At 70.7% G+C, this 25,268-nt stretch carries 22 protein-coding genes; 8 read left to right on the top strand and 14 right to left on the bottom strand.

The genetic code is table 11. The features are described from left to right. The first annotated feature begins 26 nt into the window (after nt 1–26). Nucleotides 27–566 (top strand): hypothetical protein, encoded by a 540-nt coding sequence (locus ACWD3H_RS02870; RefSeq protein WP_451953809.1) that lies wholly within the window; start codon nt 27–29, stop codon nt 564–566. A 79-nt stretch (nt 567–645) separates the two neighbouring features. On the opposite strand, the gene ACWD3H_RS02865 is transcribed toward ACWD3H_RS02870, so the two are convergent. Then, nucleotides 646–1,743 carry a CU044_5270 family protein gene (locus ACWD3H_RS02865; protein ID WP_451953808.1) on the bottom strand — a complete coding sequence of 366 codons (1,098 nt, stop codon included), beginning with the start codon at nt 1,741–1,743 and terminating at the stop codon, nt 646–648. Then, the gene (locus ACWD3H_RS02860; RefSeq protein WP_451953940.1) at nt 1,740–2,333 is read right to left on the bottom strand and encodes an RNA polymerase sigma factor; all 594 of its coding nucleotides are present in this window, start codon (nt 2,331–2,333) and stop codon (nt 1,740–1,742) included. The genes ACWD3H_RS02865 and ACWD3H_RS02860 overlap by 4 nt, the downstream gene beginning before the upstream one ends. 123 nt (nt 2,334–2,456) lie before the next feature. Here ACWD3H_RS02860 and ACWD3H_RS02855 point away from each other — a divergent pair, with 123 nt between their 5' ends. Beyond that, entirely contained in the window at nt 2,457–2,951 is a 495-nt protein-coding gene (locus ACWD3H_RS02855; RefSeq protein WP_451953807.1) for a hypothetical protein, read from the top strand. 33 nt (nt 2,952–2,984) lie between these two features. Here ACWD3H_RS02855 and ACWD3H_RS02850 read toward each other — a convergent pair whose 3' ends face one another. From ACWD3H_RS02850 to aceB, 6 genes are all read right to left on the bottom strand, one after another. Continuing rightward, nucleotides 2,985–3,755, bottom strand: a complete 771-nt coding sequence (locus ACWD3H_RS02850; RefSeq protein WP_355549085.1) for an IclR family transcriptional regulator — start codon at nt 3,753–3,755, stop codon at nt 2,985–2,987. A gap of 61 nt (nt 3,756–3,816) precedes the next feature. Further along, nucleotides 3,817–5,064 (bottom strand): (Fe-S)-binding protein, encoded by a 1,248-nt coding sequence (locus tag ACWD3H_RS02845; protein WP_355549087.1) that lies wholly within the window; start codon nt 5,062–5,064, stop codon nt 3,817–3,819. A gap of 1 nt (nt 5,065) precedes the next feature. Continuing rightward, nucleotides 5,066–6,307: an FAD-binding oxidoreductase gene (locus ACWD3H_RS02840; RefSeq protein WP_451953806.1), complete on the bottom strand. Its 1,242-nt coding sequence runs from the start codon at nt 6,305–6,307 to the stop codon at nt 5,066–5,068. Next, nucleotides 6,307–7,764: an FAD-binding oxidoreductase gene (locus tag ACWD3H_RS02835; RefSeq protein WP_451953805.1), complete on the bottom strand. Its 1,458-nt coding sequence runs from the start codon at nt 7,762–7,764 to the stop codon at nt 6,307–6,309. The genes ACWD3H_RS02840 and ACWD3H_RS02835 overlap by 1 nt, the downstream gene beginning before the upstream one ends. 94 nt (nt 7,765–7,858) lie before the next feature. Further along, nucleotides 7,859–8,473 (bottom strand): DUF1016 N-terminal domain-containing protein, encoded by a 615-nt coding sequence (locus ACWD3H_RS02830; protein ID WP_350913199.1) that lies wholly within the window; start codon nt 8,471–8,473, stop codon nt 7,859–7,861. A gap of 109 nt (nt 8,474–8,582) precedes the next feature. Further along, nucleotides 8,583–10,169: a malate synthase A gene (gene aceB / locus ACWD3H_RS02825; RefSeq protein WP_451953804.1), complete on the bottom strand. Its 1,587-nt coding sequence runs from the start codon at nt 10,167–10,169 to the stop codon at nt 8,583–8,585. 232 nt (nt 10,170–10,401) lie between these two features. On the opposite strand from aceB, the gene ACWD3H_RS02820 reads away from it, so the two are divergent. Together ACWD3H_RS02820 and hflX are read left to right on the top strand one after the other, a co-directional pair. Continuing rightward, on the top strand, nt 10,402–11,091 hold the full coding sequence (locus ACWD3H_RS02820) for a DUF4097 family beta strand repeat-containing protein (protein WP_355549096.1): 690 nt from the start codon (nt 10,402–10,404) through the stop codon (nt 11,089–11,091). 187 nt (nt 11,092–11,278) lie between these two features. Continuing rightward, complete coding sequence (gene hflX, locus ACWD3H_RS02815; RefSeq protein WP_355549098.1) at nt 11,279–12,688, top strand: GTPase HflX; 1,410 nt, start codon at nt 11,279–11,281, stop codon at nt 12,686–12,688. 60 nt (nt 12,689–12,748) lie between these two features. Here hflX and ACWD3H_RS02810 read toward each other — a convergent pair whose 3' ends face one another. From ACWD3H_RS02810 to ACWD3H_RS02785, 6 genes are read right to left on the bottom strand one after another with little or no spacing between them, the layout of a single operon-like run. Further along, nucleotides 12,749–14,326 carry a SpoIIE family protein phosphatase gene (locus ACWD3H_RS02810; RefSeq protein WP_451953803.1) on the bottom strand — a complete coding sequence of 526 codons (1,578 nt, stop codon included), beginning with the start codon at nt 14,324–14,326 and terminating at the stop codon, nt 12,749–12,751. Continuing rightward, nucleotides 14,319–16,001 (bottom strand): ATP-binding response regulator, encoded by a 1,683-nt coding sequence (locus tag ACWD3H_RS02805; protein ID WP_451953802.1) that lies wholly within the window; start codon nt 15,999–16,001, stop codon nt 14,319–14,321. The genes ACWD3H_RS02810 and ACWD3H_RS02805 overlap by 8 nt, the downstream gene beginning before the upstream one ends. Continuing rightward, nucleotides 15,998–17,008, bottom strand: a complete 1,011-nt coding sequence (locus ACWD3H_RS02800) for an ATP-binding protein (RefSeq protein WP_355549104.1) — start codon at nt 17,006–17,008, stop codon at nt 15,998–16,000. Before ACWD3H_RS02800 ends, ACWD3H_RS02805 begins: the two co-directional genes overlap by 4 nt. After that, nucleotides 16,996–17,397, bottom strand: coding sequence for an anti-sigma regulatory factor (locus tag ACWD3H_RS02795; RefSeq protein WP_433375556.1), 402 nt, complete (start codon nt 17,395–17,397; stop codon nt 16,996–16,998). The genes ACWD3H_RS02800 and ACWD3H_RS02795 overlap by 13 nt, the downstream gene beginning before the upstream one ends. Further along, complete coding sequence (locus tag ACWD3H_RS02790; RefSeq protein WP_451953801.1) at nt 17,394–17,774, bottom strand: STAS domain-containing protein; 381 nt, start codon at nt 17,772–17,774, stop codon at nt 17,394–17,396. Before ACWD3H_RS02790 ends, ACWD3H_RS02795 begins: the two co-directional genes overlap by 4 nt. Further along, nucleotides 17,774–18,637 carry an STAS domain-containing protein gene (locus tag ACWD3H_RS02785; protein ID WP_355549109.1) on the bottom strand — a complete coding sequence of 288 codons (864 nt, stop codon included), beginning with the start codon at nt 18,635–18,637 and terminating at the stop codon, nt 17,774–17,776. Before ACWD3H_RS02785 ends, ACWD3H_RS02790 begins: the two co-directional genes overlap by 1 nt. A gap of 735 nt (nt 18,638–19,372) precedes the next feature. Between ACWD3H_RS02785 and hutI the strand changes: the two genes are divergently transcribed. From hutI to ACWD3H_RS02765, 4 genes are all read left to right on the top strand, one after another. Continuing rightward, a complete protein-coding gene (gene hutI, locus ACWD3H_RS02780) occupies nt 19,373–20,581 on the top strand; it encodes an imidazolonepropionase (RefSeq protein ID WP_343979893.1) in 1,209 nt (402 codons plus the stop codon). A gap of 58 nt (nt 20,582–20,639) precedes the next feature. Next, on the top strand, nt 20,640–21,491 hold the full coding sequence (locus ACWD3H_RS02775; protein WP_451953800.1) for a DegV family protein: 852 nt from the start codon (nt 20,640–20,642) through the stop codon (nt 21,489–21,491). 139 nt (nt 21,492–21,630) lie between these two features. Beyond that, nucleotides 21,631–22,608, top strand: coding sequence for a helix-hairpin-helix domain-containing protein (locus ACWD3H_RS02770; RefSeq protein ID WP_451953799.1), 978 nt, complete (start codon nt 21,631–21,633; stop codon nt 22,606–22,608). A gap of 26 nt (nt 22,609–22,634) precedes the next feature. Beyond that, nucleotides 22,635–25,133, top strand: a complete 2,499-nt coding sequence (locus tag ACWD3H_RS02765) for a ComEC/Rec2 family competence protein (protein WP_451953798.1) — start codon at nt 22,635–22,637, stop codon at nt 25,131–25,133. The last annotated feature ends 135 nt before the right edge of the window (nt 25,134–25,268 follow it).

Here is a 25,268-nt window from a genome sequence, read left to right as displayed (position 1 = left end):
ATCGTTTCAGATGGCACAGTGAACGCATGCGCAAGCGTCTTCCCCTGGTCGTGGCCGGATGGCTGGTCACCGGACTCCTCGCGATCGGAGTGGGTGTGGCGGTGATCGACCGTCTCAGCGAGCCGCTGACGGACACCGGGCTCCAGCCGCTCTCCGCCGCCGAGGTCGACGAGGCGCTCGCCCTGGCCTCGTCCCTTCCCGGCGGTCTTCCCACCGCCGTTCCCACGTCCGCTCCCGCGGCCGTCCCCACGTCCGGGGTCACCTCGGATCCCGCCGAGTCCGCTCCCCAGCCGACCGTTACCGTCACCACCACCACCGCCGCGCCCGTCGCGGAGCCCGGCGAGAGCCGAGTGATCACCACGGCGGGCGGCAGGGTCATCGCCCGGTGTAAGGACGGCCTGGTCACCCTCCGGTCGTGGAGCCCGGCCCAGGGATTCCAGACCGACGACGTCGAGCGTGGACCCGCCGACCGGGCCCGCGTCGAGTTCGAGTCCGAGGAGACCGAGGTCAAGGTCGAGGTCAACTGCGCGGCCGACGGATCACCCGTCCACCGCGTCCACAGCTGATCGGCCGTGGCCGGGGCTCCCCGTCCGCGAAGTCGGGTCCACGGCGCCGCGGCGGGCGGGGGTCAGGCAGGAGCGGCTGTCAGCCGCAGCGGTCCGCGTCCCCGACCTCCACCTCGGGAGCCTCGTCGGCCACCGTGACCGAGAGCTGGGCGGTCGAGGCGACCAGGCTGCCCCTGGGGGACTTGGCGGCCTTCTCGTCGACCACGATCCCGCGCTCGCCGAGCAGATCGTACGTCTTCGCGTCGAAGATCAGATCCTGCCTGACGCCGTCGAGGCCGACCCTGCCGACGCCGATCCCCTCGCGTCCCGCCGCGTCCTCGGCCCGCTCGGTGACGTCGACCCCGGGGATGGTGCCCACCGCCTTGAACAGCGCCGCCCGCTGCGCCGGGGGCATGTAGGTCTCCCTGAGCATGTCGCCCGCCGCGGTGAAGGCCGCCTCGTCCTTGGAGTTGCCGCCCCGGTCGCCGGTGTAGAGGTGGGCGCGCATCCCGTCGGCGTCCGTGGGGAGCCTCCTGAGCGCCGCGTGGTCGGTACGCATGTATTCGGGGGTCTTCCCGCAGTTCACCAGCGGCATCGTCTCGACTCCGGGCTCCTTGTACGCCGTCTCGGGGATCGGCCAGCCCGGGTAGGCCCTGGGCTCCAGGTGTTCGATCCGCAGCACGCCGTTCCTCGTCCCGTCGGCGGACAGCCAGATGGCCCGCCTGGTCCGGTAGAGGTAGCGGGTCTCCTCATCTGGCTCGCCCGTCTCCGGGTTCATCGCCTCGAAGCCGAAGGAGCCGTACATCGTCTCCGACTCGACCTTGACGAACTGGTCGTCACGCGGGGCGAGGTCCCTCTTCACGGCCGCTCGCGCCGCCCTGTCCAGTACCTCGCTCGCCGAGACGGCGACGATCTTGGGCATCGTCACCACGACCTCCTCGACGTCTCCGGAGGGGCCGCCGCCCGGAGCCCGCGCCAGGGTGATCGCGGTCGCCCCCACCGCCACCGCGAGCGCCCCGGCCAGCGCCATCGCGTACGGCCCGCGCCACCGCGGTCCGTTCCGCAGCGGGTTCCGTCCCCGTGCCCGCGGCGCGGCGGCCGCGGCCAGCCCCCGCCTGGCCGCCTGCCTAGCCTCGTCGGCGTACGGGGGAGCCTCAGGCCGGATGGCGGCCACCAGCTCGATCTCGTCCTTGTTCATCTGTGTGACTCCAGGGAGCGGCGGATCTTGGTCCGGGTGCGGGAGAGGCGGGACCTGACGGTCCCGATCGGGATGCCGAGCGCCTGCGCGGCCTCCTCGTAGGTCAGGTCGGCCCAGGCCACCAGCAGGAGCAGGTCCCGCTCCGCGGAGCCGAGCCCGGCCAGCGCGGCGGCGAGGGCGGGTCTGAGCCGGTCGGCGCTGACGCGCTCGGCGCTGCGGTCCTCGAATTCGGCCGCGGGCTCGGGAACCTGCCGGGCGAGCGTCTTCAACCTGCGGGTCTCCGACCTGCGGTGGCCGGAGATCAGGTTGGAGGCGATCCCGTACAGCCAGGGTCTGGCGTCGGCGCGGCCGAGGTCGTACCGGGCCCGCTTGCGAAAGGCTACGAGGAACGTCTCGGCCGTCATGTCGTCGGCCGTGGTCACGTCGTCCAGCCGCCGGGCCACGTACCGGTGGATCTCGTCGGCGTGCCGGTCGAAGAGCCCGGCGAACCTGTCGGGGTCCGTCAGGGACTCCCCGATCAGCGTCGCGTCGGTCGCGTCGTCGGTGGGCGGGGACAGCGGGAACACCCCGGTCCGTTGGGGGAGATCCAGTGTCACCACCTGTTTCGTCCAGTCGTCATCAAGAGGGAATCCTTCCGGAGCGCGTACGCACTCTCATTCCCTACTCCGCCGACCGCCTCCATCGGGTTCCATAGACGGACATGTCTCCCTTGGGTGTCGTCCGACGGCTGGCGGCGGATGCTCAACATCTACATGCGGGTGCCGCTGGACCGGGCCATGGACGCCGCCTCGCAGGAGTTCGAGTGGCGGGGGCTGTTCAACGACCCGAAGGTGAAGCAGGCGTGGGAGGCGCGGGTCGGTCGGCTCGCCAGGGAGTTCATCAAGGAGACGGCGGGGGGCGACTACTTCTGCAACCAGAACTACGCGGGCAGTGGGCAGTGCGGTGACATCTCCCTGACCATCCAGAAGCCCGAGCCGCCGGAGGCCCTGGTCAACGCCCTGGCCTCGGAGCAGGCGGCCAAGGCGGAGAACGTCGCGCAGACCCAGCGCAACGCCAGGGTCCGCACCGAGATCGAATCGATCAAGGACCTTGTCAAAGTCCTCGGCCCGCAGGGCGCCGTGCTCTGGCAGGCCATCCAGAAGGGGCAGGTCAGCGTGGTCCCGGTGCCGCAGGGCAGCAACCTCAACATCACCCCTCCCGGCCGCTGACCCCGGTGGCCGGAACCGTCACGGGTGACCGGTTCATGCCGTGCCGTCCGCCTTGGTGGAAGTGGCCGGACCCAGCTCGGCGCCGAAGTCGCGCGCGATCCTGCGCATCCCCTCGGTGAGGTCCCGCCGGTCGAGCGCGGAGATCCGCTCGGCGGGCCCGGAGACCGACAGCGCGGCGACGGTCCGCGCCCCGTCGTGTACGCCCACCGCCAGGCAGTGCACGCCGATCTCCTCCTCGCCCAGGTCCATCGCGTACCCGTGCTCGCGCACCCGCTCGAGCTCGGTGAGCATCCCCTGCAGGTCGGTGATCGTGTTGGCGGTCCGCCGGGGCATGCCGGTGCGCTTGACCAGCGACGCCACCTCGGTGTCCGGACGGTCGGCCATCAGCACCTTTCCCACCGCCGTGCTGTGCGGCAGCACCCGCCTGCCGACCTCGGCGAACATCCGCAGCCGCCGCGGCGAGAGCACCTGGGCGACGTAGACCACGAAGTCCCCCTCCAGCACCGCCAGATTGGCCGTCTCTCCCCACAGCTCGACCATCTTCGTCAGGTGGGGCTGCGCCCATACGCCGACCATGCGCTCGGCCACCCCGCCGAGCCGTACCAGCGCGCCGCCCAGGGCGTAGCGGCGGTCGGACTCCTGGCGCACGTAGCCCCGTGCGAGCAGCGTGCGCAGCAGCCGGTGGATCGTCCCGTAGGGCAGGCCGGTCCTGGCCGCGATCTCGGAGAGCCCCGCCTCCCCGCCCTGCTCGGCCAGCGCCTCCAGCACGTCCAGTGCCCGGTCGACCGACTGCACGGCGCTCATCTGACCTCCTCGCCGGGCGACCCCGGATCCTTACGTGCCCCATGGCCGCCGGACGGCTCGTTCACGGCACCTCCGTGAGCCCGCGCAGCGAGGCGTCGAGGACCTGGGCGGTGTGCGCCACGGGGATGGGCGCGTCCCCCCGGCGGCGGATCGCCGAGGCGATCTGCATGGTGCAGCCGGGATTGGCCGAGACCAGCAGGTCGGCGCCGGTGGCCAGCACCCGCTCCGCCTTGCGGTCACCGAGATCCCTGGCGGCCTGGGGCTGGAACAGGTTATAGGTTCCCGCGGAGCCGCAGCAGATCGCCGACTCGGCGATCTCCCTCAGTACCAGGCCGGGCACGCCTTCCAGGAGCCTGCGGGGCTCGGACCTTATCCCCTGCGCGTGGGCCAGGTGGCAGGCATCGTGGTAGGCCACGGTGAGCGGCAGCGGGTGCCGTTCGGCCACCGGCCCGAGCGCGACGAGATACTCGGCCAGGTCGACGACTCTGATCGCCCGTGCTCTGTCGGCCCACTCGCCTTCCTCGGCTTCGAGGATCTCCGCGTAGTCCTTCATCGTCGATCCGCAGCCGGCGGCGTTGACCACGATCGTGTCGACGCCCGCCCGCTCGAAGACGGAGATCGTCCGCTTCGCGAATCGCAGGGCCTGCCTCTCCTGGCCCGAGTGCAGTGACAACGCCCCGCAGCAGCCCTGCGACGGCGGGATCACCACGTCGCAGCCCTCCATCGCGAGCACCCGGGCCGTGGCCGCGTTCACCTGCGGGAAGAACTCGCCCTGCACGCAACCGGTGAGCATCCCGACCGTCGCCCTGCGCGGGCCCCGCGCCGGGAGCACGCGCGGCAACTCCTCCCTGGCGGCGGCCGGGGGAGCGAGGTCGGCCATCGCGGCCAGGGACGGGTTGATCCGCTCCAGCCTCGGGGCGATCGCGCGGCGCAGTCCGGCACTGAGCCGCAGCGGCAGCCGCATCGCCCGCAGTCGCCGGGGGTAGGGGAACAACTGGAAGACCAGCGCCCGCAGCGCCCGGTCGTCGGGCCTGCGCACGTGCACCCGCTCCACCTCGGCGCGGGTCTGCTCGATCAGCCGGTCGTACCTCACCCCGGACGGGCAGGCGGACACGCACGCCATGCACCCCAGGCACGCGTCGAAGTGCCCGGCCATCTCCGGTGTCAGCGGTGTGCCCTCGACGTGCTGCTTCATCAGGTGGATCCGGCCGCGCGGGGAGTCCATCTCCTCGCCCCACAGGACGTACGTCGGGCATGAGGGCAGGCAGAAACCGCAGTGCACACAGTCATTGATCAGCTTCGGGTCCATGTCAGATCCCTCCCGCGAACCGGCCGGGGGACATCCTCCGGTCGGGGTCGAACCGTTCCTTGATCCGCCGCATCAGCGGCAGCGCGCCCGACGGACCCCAGCGATCCACCCCGCGGGCGGTCTCGGGAGGCGCGGTGAGCACGGTCAGCCCGCCGCCGAGCTCGCGGAGGTCGTCGCGCAGGCCCGTCACGAACCCGGCGAAGACCGCCTCGTCGACGTCCGCGGGCAGGGCGACCCGCAGGACCGCCGAGGCCACCGAACCGCGCACCCGCGCGGGCAGCCCGCGCGCGGCGACCGCCCGCAGCGCCAGGTGCGCGGCGGCGGGCGGGACCCGCAACTCCAGCAGCACGTCCGCACCGGGCGGTACCGCCCACCAGGCGGGCGCCTCCATGGTGATCAGCGCGCTCCCGTACCCGTCCATGAGCCGGCGCACGGCCTCCGCCCGGGCGCCGGCCGCCACCCCCTCGACGAGCGCGGACACGGTGGGCGCGCCCAGCGGGTGGTCCGGCCAGTCCAGCTCGATCGCGCTCGGCTCGGCCAGGGCGGCCGCGAGCTCGGTGACCAGCGCGGCCGTTCCGTGGCCGGCTCCGGCCCGGGAAGCCGGCTCCACGGTGATCCAGCGGCGGTCGGCCGGGATCGGGTGGAGACGGAAGGTGGCCTCCGTGATGACGCCGAGCGTGCCGTACGAGCCGGTGAAGAGCTTACCCAGATCGTAGCCCGCGACGTTCTTGACGACGTTGCCGCCCGAGGAGGCGGTCGTGCCGTCGGCCAGCACGACCGTGATGCCGATCAGCAGGTCGCGGGCGGTGCCGTAGCGGAACCTGCGGGGGCCGGCGGCCGCGGTGGCGAGCGTGCCGCCGACCGTGCCGGCGCGCGGGGCGCCGTCCAGGGCCAGTTCCTGCCCGAACCGCGAGAGCGTGGAGTCGAGGACGTCGAGGGGAAGCCCGGCGCTGACCCGCGCCACGAGGTCGCCGGCGGAGTGCTCGACCGCCGATCCGTTGCCGAGAAGCAGGCGGCGGGTGTCGATCAGCAGGTCACACCGCTCGGGGGGATTTCCCCAGCCGAGCTTCGTGCCGCCTCCTGTCGGGACCACGGCCAGGTCGTGCGCGGCCGAGACACGCATCAGCGCGGCGACCTCATCGGTGCTCTCGGGCAGGGCCACCCAGCGGGGGAGGACTCCACCCACCGTCTCGCCGGGGGTCGCCGGGCGGACCGTCACACCCGTCTCGTGCAGTGCCTCCATCAGAAGTGCTCCGCCTGTCCGGACTCGACCAGCGGGTGCACGCCCTTGCGGACCCCGGGGACCTCGCCGCACAGCCGCGGGGTGGGGAAGATCTTGCCCGGGTTCGACAGGCCGCGGGGGTCGAAGGCGCAGCGCACCAGCTGCATGGTGTCGAGGTCGTCGTCGGAGAACATTTTTGGCATATATCGGGATTTGTCCACTCCGACGCCGTGCTCACCGGTGATGGAACCGCCGTGCTCGATGCACAGGTCGAGGATCCTTCCCGAGACGATCTCCGCCCGCTCGCCCGCGCCCGGCTCCGCGTCGTCGAACAGCACCAGTGGGTGCAGGTTGCCGTCACCGGCGTGGAAGACGTTCGCGACCCTGATCCCGTACTCGCGGGAGAGCCCGTCGATCCTCGCCAGCACCTCGGGCAGCGCGGTCCGCGGTACGACGCCGTCCTGGACGATGTAGGCGGGGCTGATCCGGCCCACCGCGGCGAACGCCGACTTGCGGCCCCGCCAGATGGCCGCCCGCTCCACCGGGTCGTCGGCGACCCGTATCTCGAACGCGCCGTTCTCCCGGCAGATCCGCGTCACCTCGCCGAACTGGTGCGCGACCTCCTCGGCCGGACCGTCCAGCTCCACGATGAGCACCGCGCCGGCCCCTTCGGGGTAGGCGCACGCCACGGCCGCCTCGGCCGCCTCGACGGCCAGGGCGTCCATCATCTCGATCGCGGCCGGTACGATGCCGCCGCCGATGATCGCCGAGACCGCCCGCCCGCCCCGCTCGATGTCCTCGAACGCCGCCAGCAGCGTCGTCACGGCCTCCGGAAGCCGGCTCAGCCGTACGACGACCTTGGTCGCGATGCCGAGCGTGCCCTCCGAGCCGACGAACGCGCCCAGCAGGTCGTAGCCGGGATCGACGTCGGCGAGTTCGACGATGTCACCGTCGGGGGTGACGATCTCCAGGCCGACCACGTGGTTGACCGTGAAGCCGTACTTCAGGCAGTGCGCGCCGCCCGAGTTCTCCGCCACGTTGCCACCGATCGTGCAGACCTGCTGGCTGGAGGGGTCGGGCGCGTAGTAGTAGCCCAGGTCGCGGACGGCCTCGGTGATCGCCAGATTGGTGACTCCCGGCTCCACGGTCGCCCGCCGGTTCGGCACGTCGACGGAGAGGATCCGCCGCATCTTCGAGGTCACCACCAGCACCCCGTCGGTCCTCGGCAGAGCCCCGCCGGACAGACCCGTCCCGGCGCCCCTGGCCACGAACGGCAGACCATACTCGTTGCAGATCCTCACCACGGCCGCGATCTGCTCGGCGCTCTCCGGAAGCACCACGACGCCGGGAGTGGCCCGGTGGTGGGTCAGCCCGTCACATTCGTAGGTGCGCAGCCGCACGGGGTCGGTGATCACCGATCCGGGGCCGAGGAGCTCCTCGAACCTGCGGGCCGACTCGTCCAGCGTCTTCGTCGACATCGTTCCTCCTGCGATGTGACCGAGGGTCCGGCGACGACGGGGACGCCGTCGCCGTCGCCCACCGGCCTGCATCGGCCGATTAACGACATAACCCTCATCTCGCATTCTCGCTCAGTGCGGGGGCACCGGCGTTCCTGCCGTGCCTGGGGCCCTCGTCCAGCAGGCCGGCGAACTCCCGCTGGGCGGACCGGCAGTCGGGGACCGGCGAGATACGGGCGGGGCCTGGCGGGGAGTGACGGATACGGAGGTGGAGCCGACCTTTGATCATCGTGATCAGGACGCCCCTGGCCCACCCCTCGTCCGCGGTCTTGCGCGCGTAGAACTCCCTCGTCGTCCGGCTGTCCAGCATGTCCAGCAGGACGATGTGGTGGCCCCACGGGATCGGCCGCCCGGTCTGCGGGACGGAGTCCGGCCAGGCCGCCGCGAATGCCCTCATGTAGAGGAGGTTGGTCCGCGAGTAGCCCATGGCCTCGGGGAACGCGCCGCGCAGGTCGATCGAGAGCCGGGGCACCGCCTTCCTGCCCCAGTCATCGTCCGTCTGCCGTTCGAGGATGTGGCGGCCGATCCGCCAGTACTGCCGGATCAGCTCGGCATCGGTGGTGAGCAGGGCCACCCGCCCCCGGCTGCCGGTGATCTCGCGCTTGACGGCGTCGAGCAGCGACCCGTAGTCGCCCCGACCGGCTTCCTCGCCGTTCCTGTCATCACTCATGCACGCAAAGTATCCACTCGGCTCGGCCTCCGCATCCGCCGCCGGTGACCGCCTGGAGTGAGGAATCCTCGTCAGGGGATGAGGATTCCTCACCGTCGGGCCGGTCATGTCATGGCATACGCGCATAGGCAGGGAGAGTAAGGAACTCCGCGAAGTCGTCGTCCAGGGCGACCTCCTTGAACAGCGCGGTCGCCTGGTCGTAAAGGGCCTCGTCGTATCCGGGCTCTTCCTTGATCTTGGCGAGCTCCTCGTCGATGATCTGCTCGACCAGTTCCCTGGTCACCACGGCGCCGGTGTCGGCGAGCTTGATGTCGTTGTGGATCCACTGCCAGATCTGGGAGCGGGAGATCTCGGCGGTCGCCGCGTCCTCCATCAGGTTGTGGATCGCGACCGCGCCCAGCCCGCCCATCCAGGCGGCCAGGTAGCGCAGTGCCACGTCCACGTTGTTGCGCAGCCCCGCCTCGGTGATGTCGCCGGGAGTCTGGGCGACCGCGAGCAGGTCGGCGGCGGAGACGGAGACGTCCTCGCGCAGGCGGTCGAGCTGGTTCGGCCGCGACCCGAGGACGGCGTCGAAGACGTCGCGGCAGATCGGCACCAGGTCGGGGTGGGCGACCCACGAACCGTCGAAGCCGTCGCCGGACTCGCGGGTCTTGTCGGCGGTGACCTTCTCCAGAGCGATCTTGTTGACCTCGGGGTCGCGGCGGGAGGGGATGAACGCGGCCATCCCGCCGATGGCGTGGGCCCCGCGCCGGTGGCAGGTGCTGACCAGGAGTTCGGTGTAGGCGCGCATGAACGGGGCGGTCATCGTCACCGCGTTCCGCTCGGGCAGCAGGAACTCGCGGCCGCGGGTGCGGAACTTCTTGATCACACTGAAGAGGTAGTCCCAGCGGCCCGCGTTGAGGCCGGCGGAGTGGTCGCGCAGCTCATAGAGGATCTCCTCCATCTCGAACGCGGCCGGGTAGGTCTCGATGAGCACCGTCGCCCGGATCGTGCCCTGGGCGATGTCGAGCAGCTCCTGGGCCCTGACGAAGACGTCGTTCCAGAGGCGGGCCTCCAGGTGTGACTCCATCTTCGGCAGGTAGAAGTAGGGGCCCTTGCCCTTGGCGATCTGCCGCTGCGCCGAGTGGAAGAAGTAGAGCCCGAAGTCGACGAGGGAGGCGGAGAACGGCACCCCGTCGAGGGTGAGGTGCTTCTCGTCCAGGTGCCATCCGCGGGGGCGGACCACGATGGTGGCCAGCTCGGAGTCGGGCTTGAGGGCGTAGCTCTTCTCCCCGGCGGAGAAGTCGATGGTCCGGTCGAGCGCGTCGCGGAGGTTGAGCTGGCCGTTGATGGTGTTTTCCCAGGTGGGAGCGTTGGCGTCTTCGAAGTCGGCCAGCCAGACCTTGGCGCCGGAGTTCAGTGCGTTGATCGTCATCTTCCGGTCGACCGGGCCGGTGATCTCCACGCGGCGGTCCTCCAGGCCGGGCGCGGGCGGGGCGACGTGCCACTCGGACTCGCGCACGTGCCTGGTCTCGGGCAGGAAGTCGAGGGTGCCGCCCGCCGACAGCTCCGCCTGACGGTCCTGGCGGGCCTGGAGCAGCTCCAGACGCCGGTCGTTGAACTCGCGCTGGAGGGTGGCCACGAAGGCCAGTGCCTCCGGCGTGAGGATCTCGTCAAAACGGTCCTGACCGGGGCCACTGATCTCAACACCGTCCATGAGCCCTCTTTCCGTATCATGGAAAACCACTTCTGAATTGTGGAATAGACGCTACTTGACGGCCGGTTCTCGGTCAAAGGCAGGGTCCTCCTCAGGGGTCGCTCGGGGAATTCCCCGATGATCTGGGGGATGTACTGGGAGACAGTTGGATCAGCGCCTCCCGGTAGAGGGAGAGGACGGACAAGTCGCGAATGGGAAGCGGAGACTTCCCGGGAAGTCGAGGATTGAGCGCATGAAGAGGAACACGCTCGTCGCCGGTGGGCTGTTGGGGGCGGTTTTCATGCTCTCGGGGTGCGAGTTCGCCCTGGACTTCCGTGACCGGCAGCAGGACGTCGTCTCCTACGACGTCACCGGCAGGGTGACGGCCCTGGACGTCGCCACGGGCTCGGGCGACATCGTGGTCACCGAGTCGGACCGGCAGGCCGTCCACGTGACCGAGACCATCCACTGGCGCGGCGGCGACAGGCCCACCACCGAGCATCCGGTGGACGGCGGCACGCTCGCCCTGCGGCACCGCTGCGACGGGATGAGCTGCTCGGTCGACTACAAGGTCGAGATCCCGCCAGGTCTGACGGCCAAGCTCGACACCGGTTCCGGGACCATCACGCTGCGTGGGCTGACCGGGGGAGTGAGCGCCGAGAGCGGCTCCGGCGACATCGAGGCGGGAAACCTGGGTTCCAAGCAGTTCACCGCCGACACCGGCTCCGGCGAGGTCGAGGCGAGGTTCGCGGTCATGCCCGACAGGGTGGAGATCAAGACCGGTTCCGGCGACGTGGCCGCGTACCTTCCCAAGGGCGGCTACGACGTGACCACCGAGACCGGCTCCGGCGACGAGACCGTGGAGGTCGTCAGGGACCCCTCGGCGCCGCACAAGATCACGCTGAAGACCGGCTCCGGCGACGCCCGGGTCCTGCTCTCCTGAACCCGACACCGACACCGCGCCGGTCGGCGGACGGAGCGGTGATAACCAGGTGATGACGGAGCGGTTCCCATGGCACCATCGGGGGGAAGAGACCCGGGGTGTTCGGGCGTTCACTCATATGAGAAGAACGTATACGGACCCACCATCTGAATGGAGCGACGACATAGACACTCGTGAGCCGCTGGACATGGACATCGATCGATTCGACGACCTGCTCGACACCGGTGAGATGGATCTGGCCGAGCGCCAGGCGCTCCGCCGGGTGGCGGGCCTCTCCACGGAGCTGGAAGACGTCACCGAGGTCGAATACCGCCAGCTGCGACTTGAGCGGGTCGTCCTGGTCGGCGTCTGGACCTCCGGTACGGCGATCGACGCCGAGAACTCCCTCCTGGAGCTCAAGCTCCTCGCCGAGACCGCGGGTTCACAGGTGCTGGAGGGGCTGATCCAGCGCCGCCAGAAGCCCGACACGGCGACCTACATCGGTTCGGGCAAGGCGCAGGAGCTCGCCGACATCGTCTCCGCCACCGGTGCCGACACCGTGGTGTGCGACGGTGAGCTGAGCCCCGGCCAGCTCCGTCAGCTCGAGGAGACGGTCAAGGTCAAGGTCATCGACCGGACCATGCTGATCCTCGACATCTTCGCCCAGCACGCCAAGAGCCGCGAGGGCAAGGCCCAGGTCGAGCTCGCGCAGCTCAACTACCTCCTGCCGCGCCTGCGAGGCTGGGGTGGCAACCTGTCCCGCCAGGTCGGCGGGCGCGCCGCGGGCGGCGTCGGCATGGGCGGTCGCGGTCCCGGTGAGACCAAGATCGAGCTGGACCGCCGCCGGATCCGCGAGCGGATGGCCAAGCTACGCCGCCAGATCGGCGAGATGACCACCGCCCGCGAGACCAAGCGGGCGCGACGCCTGCAGCGCGAGGTCCCCGCCGTGGCCATCGCCGGATACACCAACGCGGGCAAGTCCTCGCTGCTGAACCGGCTGACCGGTGCCGGAGTGCTGGTCGAGGACGCCCTGTTCGCCACGCTCGACCCGACGGTCCGCAGGGCGCACACGCCCGACGGCCGCCTGTTCACGCTGGCCGACACGGTCGGGTTCGTCCGGCACCTGCCGCACCAGCTCGTCGAGGCGTTCCGCTCCACGCTTGAGGAGGTCGGCGATGCCGACCTGATCCTGCACGTGGTCGACGGCTCGCACCCCGACCCCGAGTCGCAGCTCACCGCGGTGCGTGAGGTGTTCGCCGATATCGAGGGCGCCCGCGACATCCCGGAGATCGTGGTCATCAACAAGGCCGACGCCGCCGACCCGGTGGTGCTGGCCCAGCTGACCGCGCGGGAGAAGCACACGGTCGTGGTCTCGGCCCGCACGGGCGCCGGGATCGACGAGCTGAGGGCCGTGATCGAGCGGGAGCTGCCCCGGTTCGACCAGGAGGTCAGGCTTCTCGTGCCGTACGAGCGCGGCGACCTGATCTCCAGGGCGCACGGGGAGGGTGAGGTTCTCGGCATCGAGCACACCGAGGACGGCACGGTGCTGCACGCCAGGGTTCTGCCCGGCCTCTTCGCCGAGCTGGAGAAGACCGCCAAGCCGGTCGAGACCGTCTGATCGGCTCCTTCCGCCGTACCGCCCCTTGGGGGCGGTACGGCGGAACGGCGACGCCTTCCCTCACCTCTCGCGGCGGAACATGACCAGTGCCACGTCGTCCTCCCTGGCGCCGAACCTCTCGATCAGCCGGTCGCAGAAGACCTCCAGGTCCTCCTCCGCCTCCTCGGCCAGGTGCCGTACGATCTCCAGACTCTCGTCGAGCAGCTTGTCGCGGTCCTCGATGAGTCCGTCGGTGAACATCAGCACCGCGGCTCCCCGCGGCACGTTCACCCGGTCGACCCGGTAGCTCTCCTCGGCCACGCCCAGCAGGAGATTGCCCAGGCGGTGGTAGCGGGCCTGGCCGTCGGCGATGAACAGGGGCGGGATGTGCCCGGCGTTGGCGATCTCCATCTCCCCGGTCACCGGGTCGAGCAGGAGCAGGCAGACGGTGGCGGTCATACCGGGGTGGTAGCGCCGCAGCACATCGTTGAGCAGGGCCATCGACGTGCCGAGGTCCGAGGTGCCGATGATGGAGGCACGCAGTGCGTGGCGCAGCTCCGCCATGACGGTGGCGGCCAGCAGCGAGTGTCCCTGGACGTCGCCGATGGCGATGAGCACCCGGTGGCCCAGCCGTAGGACCTCGTAGAAGTCGCCGCCGACCTCGATGTTGTCGACCGCGGGCTGGTACCGCCAGCTGATCGTGAGCCCGGGGGTCTCGGGGATCCGCGCCGGCAGCAGGCTGCGCTGCAGGGTGAGGGCGATCGCGTGCTCCTCGGCGTACGCCCGGAGCGCGTCCACGGCGAGGGCGAGGGCCTGGCCGAGCTGGCGCAGCACGTTGGACTCGTCGACGTCGAGCGGCGGGACCCCGTCCACCCCGAGATAGACGGGGGGCCTGCCCAGCTTGGTGCGGCAGACCACGGCTGAGACATCGCCGCTGATCTTCGAGTCGGGCACCAGCCCCATCCACTCGGCGGCGGGGACCGTGAAAACCTGGGTGCCCGCGGAGTCGCCCAGGGACATCGCGCTCAACCTGTTCAGCGTGTCCGACGCCGCGACCTTGGCGACGACGACGTTCTCCGGGGGCATGGCGGAGAACCTGCGGGTCCGGCCGTCGGGAGGCAGGGCGAGCGTGCCCGCCTGCCGCTCCAGGATCCTGGAGGTCCCCTCGACGGCCGTACCGAGGAGCTTGTCGAACGTCTCGGCGGAGTTCATCGAGAGCGTGACCTCGGTGAGGGCGGCCAGCCGCCGGGCCATCAGCTCGGCCCGTTGCCGGGCGCGGTAGTAGCGCAGCGTGGCCTCGACCGTCGCGGCGAACTCGTCAGGCTCGACCGGTTCCGCCAGGTAGGCGTCGGCTCCGCGTTCGAGCCCCTGGGCGCGGTCGGCCGGGGTGATCGCCGCTCCGGAGATCTGGATGACCGGTATCGACGACGTCGCCGGGTCGGCCTTGATCCGCTCGCAGACCTCGTAGCCGCTGATGTCGGGCAGTCGTACGTCGAGGACGACCAGGTCCGGCTGGAGCTCCCTGACCTTGGTGAGCGCCTCCAAGCCGCCGGTGGCCTGCACGACCTGGTGTCCCGAGCGGCGCAGCCAGCTCGACAGGATGTACAGCTTGGTCGGGGTGTCGTCCACGACCAGTACCGTCGCTCCGCCGCTACCCATGGGCGTGTCCCAGAGCGCTTCCGATCGCCTCCAGCAGGGTGTCACGGCGGAGCCCCTGCTTGGAGATCACCATGTGTGCTCCCTCCGGGGCCTGCCGTGACGTGGCGACGGTCACGATGATCACCGGTATCCCGCACAGTCGTTCGTCGTCGGACATCCGCAACATCAGCGCGGTGCCGTCGAGACGGGGCATCAGCAGGTCCACCAGCGCGAGGTCGGGCGGGTTCTTCGCCATCGTCTCCAGCGCCCCCAGCCCGTCGGAGGCCTCGTCGATGTGCGCGGCGAAACCGGTGAGCATCCGCCGTACCGTGGCGCGGAACTCCGCGTCGTCGTCCACGACGAGCAACCGGCCGACCATCGGGGCCTCGTCGTGCCGGTAGGGCAGCCTCAGGGTGGCCGTGGTTCCGGATCCCACCGTGCTGGCCAGCTGCAGTCCGCCGCCCAGAGCCTCGGCCAGCCTGCGGGCGTACGGCAGGCCGAGCCCGGTCCCCTTGGTCCGTGCCTGGATCACCCCCGGCACCTGGAAGAACTCCTCGAAGACGCGTTCCAGGTGCTCCTCGGGCACGCCTACCCCCGTGTCGGTCACGGTGAAGACCAGGTCGTGGGTGGCGGCGTCGATGCTCACCTCCAGCCTGACCTCGCCCCGCTCGGTGAACTTCAGCCCGTTGGAGAGCAGGTTCCGCAGGATCCGGGTGAGCATCACCTCGTCCACCATCATCTCCAACGGTGCCTGCGGGATCTCCACCGTGAGCGCCACCTCGTCGTTGCCGCTGGTGGGGTGGAGCGTCATACGCAGCCGTTCCGCCAGTGCCACCAGGTCGACCATGGCGGGCTGGGGATCGAGCCGCCCGGCCTCGGCCTTCGCCATGTCGAGCAGCTCGCTCACCAGTGCCAGAAGCGTCTGCGCCGAGGAGCCGATGAGGTTCACCTGGTGGAGCTGCTCGGCGGCCAGGGGCTCCCCGCCGGGACCCACCAGGAGGCGGACCAGGCCGATGATCGAGTTGAGCGGGGTGCGCAGCTCGTGGCTGACCGTGGCCCAGAACCTGTTCTTCGCGTCGCTCGCCGTCCGGAGCTGCGCGGACTTCTCGTCCAGCTCGGCATAGAGCGCCACGACGCCGCGGTTGGTCTCCTCCAGTTCCTCGGAGAGCTGGTTGTAGAGCGCCAGCACTCCCTGGTTGGTCTCCTGCAACTCGGTGTTGAGCTGCAGGACCTCCTCCAGGGTCTCGGCGAGCTCGCGGTTCTGCAGGCGCAGCTCGTCGAGGGCGGTGGTGGGCGCCACGCCGGCGAGTCTGCCGCGTATCTCCTCTGCCGAGAGCCTCGGCTTGCGGCCCTGCGGGAGCCGTTTGACCATGCTGATTCTTCCCTCTGCGGAATCGACCTCGATGAGGTCGACGAGACGCCCCGCCAGCGTCACACCGTCCGAGGGGCGGAAATCGGTCTCCGCCGAGAAGCCGACGGTGACGAGCAGGGCGTCCCGCTCCAGCCGGAAGGCGACGAAGGCTTCGATCTCGGCCTCGAGGAGTTCCCTGCCGATCTCGCTCAGCGCGGTGGCCACCCGGATCTGGTCCTGGGCCTCCAACCCGACGCTCTCCGCGACCTCCCGGCCGAGCCTGCGCATGGCGAAGACGTCCTGGTCGTCCCGGACGCCGACCCTGATCAGCTCGTCCCCGGTCATGCGCCCGGCCTGACGGCGACCACGCAGGCGTCGTCCCTGCGGGTACCGGCCTCGCGCAGCAACGTGCCGGCGACGACGGAGGGGAGGCGTGTGACCAGCCCGGGGTAGGAGGTGATGTCCCAGCGCTCGGACAGGCCGTCGGAGTGGAACAGGACGACACTGTGCCGCGGCACGGTGTACTCGTACTGGCGCAGGGTCCTGGCCTTGTGGCCGGCGATGCCCGGTACCGAGATCATCCCCTGACGGCCGTCGCCGTGGGCGATCCACGCGGAGATGTTGCCGAGGCCGGCGAAGCTCACCGTGCCCGCGGCGCCGTCGACGCGGGCCACGGCGACCGCGCCGCCCCTGGTGTGGCCCAGGCCGGTGTGGATGCGCTCCAGGGCGGTGACCGGTGCGAGGTCCGCGTGCCGCAGGAACAGGCGCACCGCCTCCTGGGAGGCATGGGCGGCGGCGGGGCCGTGGCCGAGCCCGTCGCAGAGCATCACGGTCATCGCGGTGCCGGTCTCGGTGACCACGAAGGCGTCGCCGCAGACGGTTTCCTCGCCGATCGGGCGCGTCAGGCCGCTCACCTGGGACGGGGGCCGCGGGGCGCCCTGCGCGACGAAGTACATGCCGAGCACGGTTCCCCGGCCGGGCATGGAATGAACCTCGTATCCGCTGGCCATCCGGGCGATGCCGCCCAGCCCGATGCCGAGCGTGCCCGCAGTGGAGTAGCCGTCGCGCAGGGCACGGGAGACGTCGTGCATCCCCGGCCCCCGGTCGATCGCGAGAACCTCGACCGCCGAGTCCAGTTCGGGATGCGGCCGGATCAGCATGACCCCCTCGATCGCGTGCTTCACCAGGTTCGACGCGGCCTCGCTCACCGCCACGGCGACCCGCCCGGTGTCCTCCTCGCCGAATCCCCGGATCTCGGCGAGCGCCACGGCGGTACGGCGGAGCGCGCCGATCGCACTGGCGTCCTCGGCACGCACCCAGACGTCGTGCCGCGAGCGGATCAACGTGCCCATTTCGTCACCGTGATCAGCGTGCCCTCACCGGGAGTCGACTCCAGGGCGAATTCGTCGACCAGACGGCGGGAGCCGCTGAGGCCGAGACCGAGGCCGTTGCCCGTGGTCCACCCGTCGGTCAGCGCCTGCTCGATGTCCGGGATGCCGGGCCCGTTGTCGCTGAAGATCATCCGTAGGCCGCGCCGTACCCCCTTGTGCACGACCTCGACCCGTACCTGTCCCCCTCCCGCGTAGACCAGGGCGTTGCGGGCCAGCTCGCTGGCCGCGGTCACCACCTTGGTCTGGTCGACCAGGGACAGGCCCACGTTCACGGCGACGGTCCTGACGCGCTGGCGGACCAGCACGACGTCGCCGTTGACGTTGATGGGCAACTCCTCGGCGGTTGTCACCAGGCGGCCGTAGAGGTCTGGGAGCTTTCGATCTGGTTCAGCAGCGCGACACCCTTCTCGAGATTGAGCGCCGTGCGCACGCCACCGAGGGAGAGGCCGAGCTCGACGAGGGTGATCGCCACCGCCGGTCGCATGCCGACGACGATCGTCTCGGCGTCGAGCATGCGGGAGATCGCCGCGATGGTGGCCAGCATCCGGCCGATGAAGGAGTCGACGATCTCCACGGCGGTGATGTCGATGATCACCCCTCGGGCGCCGGTCGCGACCACCCTCTCCGACAGGTCCTCCTGGAGCGCGAGCACGCTCATGTCCTGCAGGTCGATCTGGATGGAGACGATCAGGATGTCGCCGAGCTTGAGGATGGGTACGCGCTCCATCAGCCCTCAACCGTTCTCACGGCGATGCGGGACTCCCCGCCCTTGACGACCCTGACGCCGCTCGCCCGCAGGGTGTGGGCCAGCGCGTCGGCGAGCGTGGCCTTGGTCACGATGTCGCCGAACTCGATGCCGAGGGTGACGATGGTGTGGGCGATCTGCGGGCGGATGCCGGAGATCACGCACTCGGCGCCCATCAGCCGGGCCGCCACCACGGTCTTGAGCAGGTGCTGCGCGACCTCGGTGTCCACGGCAGGCACCCCGGTGATGTCGATGACCGCGTGCTCGGAGCCGGTGTCGACGAGCGTCTGCAGCAGCTTCTCCATGACGACCTGGGTCCTGGCCGAGTCGAGCGTGCCGACCAGCGGCACCGCGACGATGCCGTCCCAGAGCTTGACCACCGGGGTGGACAGCTCCAGCAACTGCTCCGCCTGGTCGATGATGATCTTCTCCCTGGCCGCCGCGTAGCTCTCCACGGTGAAGAGCCCGAGGTCGTCGATTACCCGGGAGAACCAGATGAAACCTCGCAGGGCCTCGGGGGAGGCGTCCTCCTCGACGCTTTCGTAGAGCGCCTCCTTCAGGCCGAACACCACGATCGCGGTCTCGGTCGGGGTGAACCCCTGGCGGGCGCGGTCGCGGGAGAGTTCGGCGAGGAGGCCACGCAGGTCGCTGAGGTCGCCGGAATCGCCGAACGATCGACGCAGTGCCTGGTAGAGCTCACGTAGCTGCTCGGCCAGTCCTCCGCGATCCACCTGGCTTCCGGTGGAGGAGCCGGCGACCTCAAGCCAGCGCTTGAGGATGCGTTCCTCGTGCCCCTGGAGAAGTTCTTCAATGCGACGCCGACCGGCGTCCGCGTGGACGGACAAGGCAACTCCTATGCGTGTGACCTGCAGACAGCTCGTACGAAAGGCTACATGGAGCGTCCTACTTGTGGCCTTTTCTTGGGGTTCGGTCGGCAGGTGGTCGATGTCGCCGCTCATCCCGGGTGCCCGCACGGCGACGCAACCGCCCGACGCCGATGTGGAGGCGGTTAAGGATCACGGTCCAAGCCTCCCGATTACCAGCCTAGGTTGATCGCGAATCGCGTTTCAATGACGGGGGCTTGCGCTGGGCGGCTCTGTGGGGTGCACTGTGGTCGCGAAAACGCACAAAAGCCGCGAAAGCCGCAGTGGTCGGCCGGGGTTTAGATTGCTACCATAAGGCAAATCTAGCGAGATGTTATGACGCAAGTTGCTCTGGTGACTACTGTTACGGACGATGAAGAAGTAGTCTGAGCTGTGGAAAGGTGCTCAACGCCACGCGTGATCGTCGAGCCGGCGGGCGAGGTGCGGTCGCGGTGAGGCGGCGTTCTTCCCAATTAGCCTGTACAGCGGGCTGACTTGTGAAATAACGTAACTGAACTGAAATCGCCCGATCATGATCTCGGCGATACTGTCGCCGCACAACAGATACGCGGATGAGAGCAGGAGACCCCCGATGCCGTCCGGAGTCACAGCGGGCTTGAAGGGCACGGTGCCCGGCAGTGTCAGGGGCGACTCGTCCCGTCCGGGTGTGGTCCTCCTCCTCCAAGCGTCTTCCCCTGAACACAAGGCGGTGATGCGATGACGGTCCGCCTTCTGACCAACATCGGCCGGCTCTGGACCGGAAACGATGTGTTCAGCAACGCGGCGATCCTCGTTCACAACGACAGGATCGCCTGGGTCGGCCGGGCCGCGGATCTACCGCAGAGCGTGCCCGGCGTCGTCGACGACATCGTCGACGTCGACCATGTCGAGAACCTGGGCGGCGCGTTGGTCACCCCCGGCCTGATCGACGCGCACACCCATCCGGTCTACGCGGGCAACCGCTACGCCGAGATGGCGATGCGCTCCGGTGGTTCCACCCCCTCCGCGATCACCGCGGCGGGCGGCGGCATCGGTTCCACCGTGACGGTCACCCGGGGCACCGATCCCTGGACGCTCTGCAACGGTGTCCGTGAGCGGCTCCGAGACTGGCTGCTCAGCGGCACCACCACCATCGAGGCCAAGACCGGCTACCACCTCACCCGCGACGGCGAACTCGCCGACGTGCGGCTCCTGCGCGAGCTGGAGAAGGAGCCGATGATGCCGCGGGTGCACGTGACCTTCATGGCCGCGCACGTCGTCCCGCCCGAGTACTTCGGCCGCCAGCGCGACTACGTCGAGGCCGTGGGCTCCTGGTGCGCCGACGCCGCGGCGGCGGGAGCCGACAGCGTCGACGTCTACTGCGACGAGGGTCACTTCACCGCGGAAGAGGCCCGCTGGGTCCTGGCCTCCGGGCGCAACGTCGGCCTGCAGCCCCGCGTGCACGCCGGTGCGTACACCCGCCGGGGCGCCGTCCAGCTCGCCGCCGAGCTCGGCTGCGCCTCCGCCGACCTGCTCCACCACACCACCGACGAGGACATCGCGATCCTGGCCCGCTACGGAGTCCCCGCCGTGGTCTGCCCGGGAACCGCCCTCCAGCGTGGCAGCCTGCCTCCCGTCCGCCGGATGCTCGCCCAGGGGGTCACCGTGGCCCTCGGCAGCGATCACAACCCGGGCCACTGCGGCATCACCTCGATGTCACTGGTCATCAGCCTCGCGGTGGCGGCCTTCGGCATGAGCGTCGGCGACGCCCTGCGCGCCGCCACCCTCGGCGGTGCCACGGTCCTCGGGGCTTCCGACCGCGGTGTTCTCGCCCCAGGTCGCCTGGCCGACATCGTCCAGTGGGACGCCGACCACGAGGGCGCCTTCGCCTGGGCCTTCGGCCTCAAGCCCCGCCGGGTCTGGCGTGGAGGCACCCCCGTCCAGTAGGTCCAACGTCCGTGACTCCGGCCTTCTTCGTCTGATCTTCTCCGAGTAATCTCTGGACATGTCGCCATCGGTCGCCGTCGTCACCGACTCCACCGCCTACCTTCCGCGAGAGCAGGTCTCCCGCCTGGGAATCATCGTGGTACCGCTCCAGGTGGTCGTGGGAGGCAGGTCGCTCGACGACATGGCGCGGCTCGACGGCGCGAGCGTGGACGACGCGCTCGGGGAGCGGGCTCCGGTGACGACCTCCAGGCCCGCTCCGCGGCGTTTCGCGGACGCCTACGACCAGGCGGCGGCCCAAGGCGCGACCGGCATCGTCTCCATCCACCTGTCGGCGGAGATGTCCGGCACGGTCGAGGCCGCCCGCGCGGGAGCCGAGGATTCACCGGTTCCGGTCGACGTCATCGACAGCAGGTCCATCGCGATGGGCCTGGGATTCCCCGTCCTCGCCGCCGCAGGTGCCGCCGCCGCGGGCGCGACCCGGACGGAGGTGGCGGATGCCGCCCGCCGCCGTGCGGAGTCGATCCGCAGCTTCTTCTACGTCGACACCCTGGAATACCTGCGCCGGGGAGGCCGGATCGGTGCGGCGGCGACCCTCCTCGGCTCGGCACTGATGATCAAACCGATCCTGCACATCCGTGACGGTGCGATCGTTCCGCTGGAGAAGGTCCGTACGGCGAGCCGGGCCATCGCCCGTCTCGAGGATCTCGCGGTCGAGGCCGCGGGCACCGCCCCGGTGGAGGTCGCGGTCCAGCATCTCGGCGCCGCGGCCCGTGCCGAGGCGCTGGCGGCGCGCCTGCCCCGGCGCATCCCCGCACTCGTCGAGGTCACAGTCGTCGAGGTCGGTTCGGTCATCGGCGCCCACGTCGGCCCCGGGATGCTCGGCATCACCGTCTCCTTCCCGCCCTCCTGACACCTGTGGGCGCGCATGCCCGGTCCGGGCGCCCGTCCGCCGGATCGCCGTCCACAGCCTGGCCGTACGGTCGGCCGGATATCCACAGAACGGAGTTCGGCGAGGATGTTCCCGGTGCCGCCGCCGTAGCGTCCTGCGGGTGCGGACCACAGGCCAGAACATCGAGCGGTTCCGAGCCGAGTCGCGGCTGCGGATCCTGACAGGGCGTGGATCACCTACCGCCGTGCCCCTCCCACGCAGGTCGACCGACCTGCTCGCCCTGCCGCCGCCCAACGATCGGTTCTCGCCGTTCCGGCCGGTAGGCCCCGCCGATTCGGGAGATCCGCTCTCTCATGGGGAGGCCGGGGCCGGTCTGCCCTGTTCGGCTGGGGATGCGTGGTCCGGTGGGCAGGGCCGGCCGCAGGATGCCGTCTCCCTCGACGGTCCCGCCGCGCGCATGCGTTCCATGCCGCCTCCCCCGGCCTTCGAGGCACTGCGCAAGGTCGTGGCCGCACAGGGGCAGGCTCTCGGTCCGGGCAGGCCGGGGTTGCGCCTCCTGCTGCTCGTCGCCCTGACGGCCGCCGTCGCCGGCGGCGTGTATGCCTGGAGGTCCCAGCCGGAGCCCGAGCCGCTGGCCCCGCCGGTGCCGATCTCCGGGGCCCCGCTGTCGGAGCCTGTCAACGCCGCACGGTCCCGGCCCGCGCCGGCCACCGAGCTGACAGTTCACGTGACCGGCAAGGTCCGCCGCCCCGGGGTGATCACGTTGCCCGGAGGTTCCCGGGTCGCCGACGCGGTCCAGGCGGCCGGGGGCGTTCGCAGGGCAGCCGCCACGGGTTCTCTCAACCTCGCGCGCAGACTCGTCGACGGCGAGCAGATCGTCGTCGGCTCGACCGGCCCCGCCATCGCGGCGGCACCCGCCTCGGTGGACCCGGCGGACCCCGCCACCGCCGTCGTCGACCTCAACACGGCCACGGCCGAGCAGCTAGAGCGGCTACCGGGCGTGGGCGAGGTGCTCGCCCGGCGCATCACCGAGTACCGCGCCGCCCATGGCGGCTTCCGCACCGTTGAGCAACTCCGCGACGTGAGCGGCATCGGCGACCGTAAGTATGCCGAGATGCGCGACAAGGTCCGCGTGTGATCCGCCGGTCGGGGAGGGCGGTCGCGATGCGAGCCGGCCCGGCCGCCGAGGTCGAGCGCGCCGGGGATACCAGGGGCACCGGGGATACCGAGAGCCCTGATGGTTCCGGCGCTCCCGGGAAGGCCGGCGGTTCCAGGAGTTCCGGAAAGGGGTGGGGCGCGCATGCCGCGCATCTGCTCCTGCCCGCGGCGGCATCGTGGGTGACCGCCCTCGTCCTGCTGGGCTGTCCTGCGGCGACGGGTGCCGTGGTGGCCGGTCTCACGGCCGTGGGTGCCCTGGCCGTGGCTGTTCCGGTCCGGACAGGGAGGACGGCGGGCTGGCGTAACGCGGTGATCGCGGTCCTGGGGTGCACGGCCGCGGTGGCCGGATCGGTGGCCTTCCGGGTGCACGCCGCCGGTACGGGGCCGGTCGCCGAGCTGGCCGGAAGGCACGCCTCGGCGGTGGCGGAGGCGGTGGTGACCGACGACCCCCGGGAGGTGGCCCGGCGTGGCGGGCTGTTCCGACGGGAGAGCTTCGTGGTGCCCGCCCGGGTCGAGTCGGTCGGGACGGGAGCGGACAGGGTGACGCTGCGGGCTCCGGTGCTGCTTTTCGTCTCCGGCGCGGAGTGGCGCTCGCTGCTGCCCAGCCAGCGGGTCGAGGTCGGCGGGCGCTTCGGCCCGGCGGACCCCGGTGAGTTGCTCGCGGCGGTGGTGCTGGTCAGGGGGGCACCGCGAGTCCTGAGCGGGCCCTCCTGGGAGCAACGCGCGGCCGGGGTGCTCAGATCGGGGCTGAGGAAGGCGGCCGAGGTGTTGCCGCCGGCGCAGCGCGGGCTGCTGCCCGGCCTGGTGGTCGGTGACGTGTCCCGGATGGACGACCAGGTCAGGGCCGACTTCAAGGCGGCCGGCCTCAGCCACCTGCTCGCCGTCTCCGGCGCGAACCTCGCCGTCGTGGCCGGTGCGGCGGTCGCGATGGCCAGGATGGCCGGTCTGCCACTCGCCGCGCGGGCGGTGCTGGCGATCTCGGCCATGATCGCCTTCTCGGTCGTCGCCCGGCCCTCGCCCAGTGTGCTCAGGGCTCTCCTGATGGGCGGGGTAGCCGCCGTGGCACTCGGCACGGGCCGCTCGCGCGACGGCGTCGCGGCTCTGTCGGCGACGGTTCTGGGGTTGATCTTCTTTGTCCCCGACCTCGCCCGCTCCTACGGCTTCGCCCTGTCGGTCTTCGCCACCGCGGGCATTCTGGTCCTCGCACCGCGCTGGCGCGACCGGCTCTCGACCCGAATGCCTCGCTGGGCGGCGGAGGCGATCGCCGTGGCCGCCGCGGCCCAGGCCGCCGTCACCCCCGTCCTGGTCCTCATGTCCGGGCAGCTCGCACCGGTGGCGATCCCGGCCAACCTGCTCGCGGGCCCGGCCGTGGCCCCGGCCACCCTGCTCGGCTTCGTGGTGGCGCTGGTCGCCCCCCTGCACATGGGGCTCGCGCAGCTGCTGGTCCGGCCGGCGGGTCTGGCCACCGGATGGATCATCGAGGTGGCCGGGCACACCGCGGGGCTCCCGCTGGGTGTGCTCCCGTGGCCGGGCGGTGTCACCGGGCTGCTTCTGCTGGCCGCTGCCGTCCCGCTCGCCGTGCTGGTACTGCGGCACCGGGGGACACGCCTGATCGCCCTGGCGACCGTCGTCGGCCTGGTTCTCGCCGTGACGGTGGCCGCGCCGATCGTGACTCGCTGGCCGCCTCGCGGATGGTTGCTGGTGGCCTGCGATGTCGGCCAGGGAGACGCGTTGCTGGTCGCGGCAGGGCCTGGACGAGCCGTGGTGGTGGACGCGGGGCCCGATCCCGTCCGGGTGGACCGCTGTCTGCGTTCCATGGGAATCGGGGAGGTGCCGCTGGTCATCCTCACCCATCCGCACCTCGACCATGTGGGAGGGCTCGACGGTGTCTTCCGCGGGCGTGCGGTGGGAGCGGTGCTGGTGACCCCGCGCGGCACCGGAGGCGATGCCGGGGAGCACGAGGGGGTGAGGCTGAGCGAGGATCTCGCCCGCCGCCGTGTGGTCGAGTGGGCGGCGAGTCCGGGGGCGAGCTGGCGGTTCGGGCCCTCCGAGCTGACGGTCATCGGCCCGGTGGCCGAGGCGTCCCTGACCGGCGCGGGGAAGGGAGCGGCCGTCAACAACGCCAGCGTCGTGGTGCATGTTCGCTGGGCCGCGGGGTCGGCTCTGCTCAGCGGCGACATCGAGACCGAGGCTCAGGCGGAGCTGCTCCGCAGGGGCCTGCCGCCCGCCGAGATCCTCAAGGTTCCGCATCACGGGTCCAGCAGGTACGACCCGGCCTTCTTCGCCGCCATCGGTGCTCGTGCCGCCCTCATCAGCGTGGGGGCGGACAACGACTACGGCCATCCCGCCCCGTCGACCCTGGCCACGCTGTACCGGCTCGGTGTGCGCGTCCACCGGACGGACCTGTCGGGGGACCTCGCCGTGGTGGACAGTGGGGGAGCCCTGTCCGTCATCCCCCAAAGGAGCGCTCCGGCGACCATAACAACCTTGATCAACAACAGATAGTGGTCACGAAAGAACTGTTCAAGGGCGGCACGCGGGTTGCCCTGTTGGCGCGCATCGGCCTCAGCCGTGCTCCTATCCAGTTGAGCCACCCGCTGACCTCCGTGTGCTCGGGCCTCGTTGCCCGTTCTCTTGATG

The organism is Streptosporangium sp. NPDC002607 (assembly GCF_053592655.1).
The sequence above is the reverse complement of the archived record's forward strand: the minus strand, read 5'-3'. Positions and strand labels throughout refer to the sequence as shown.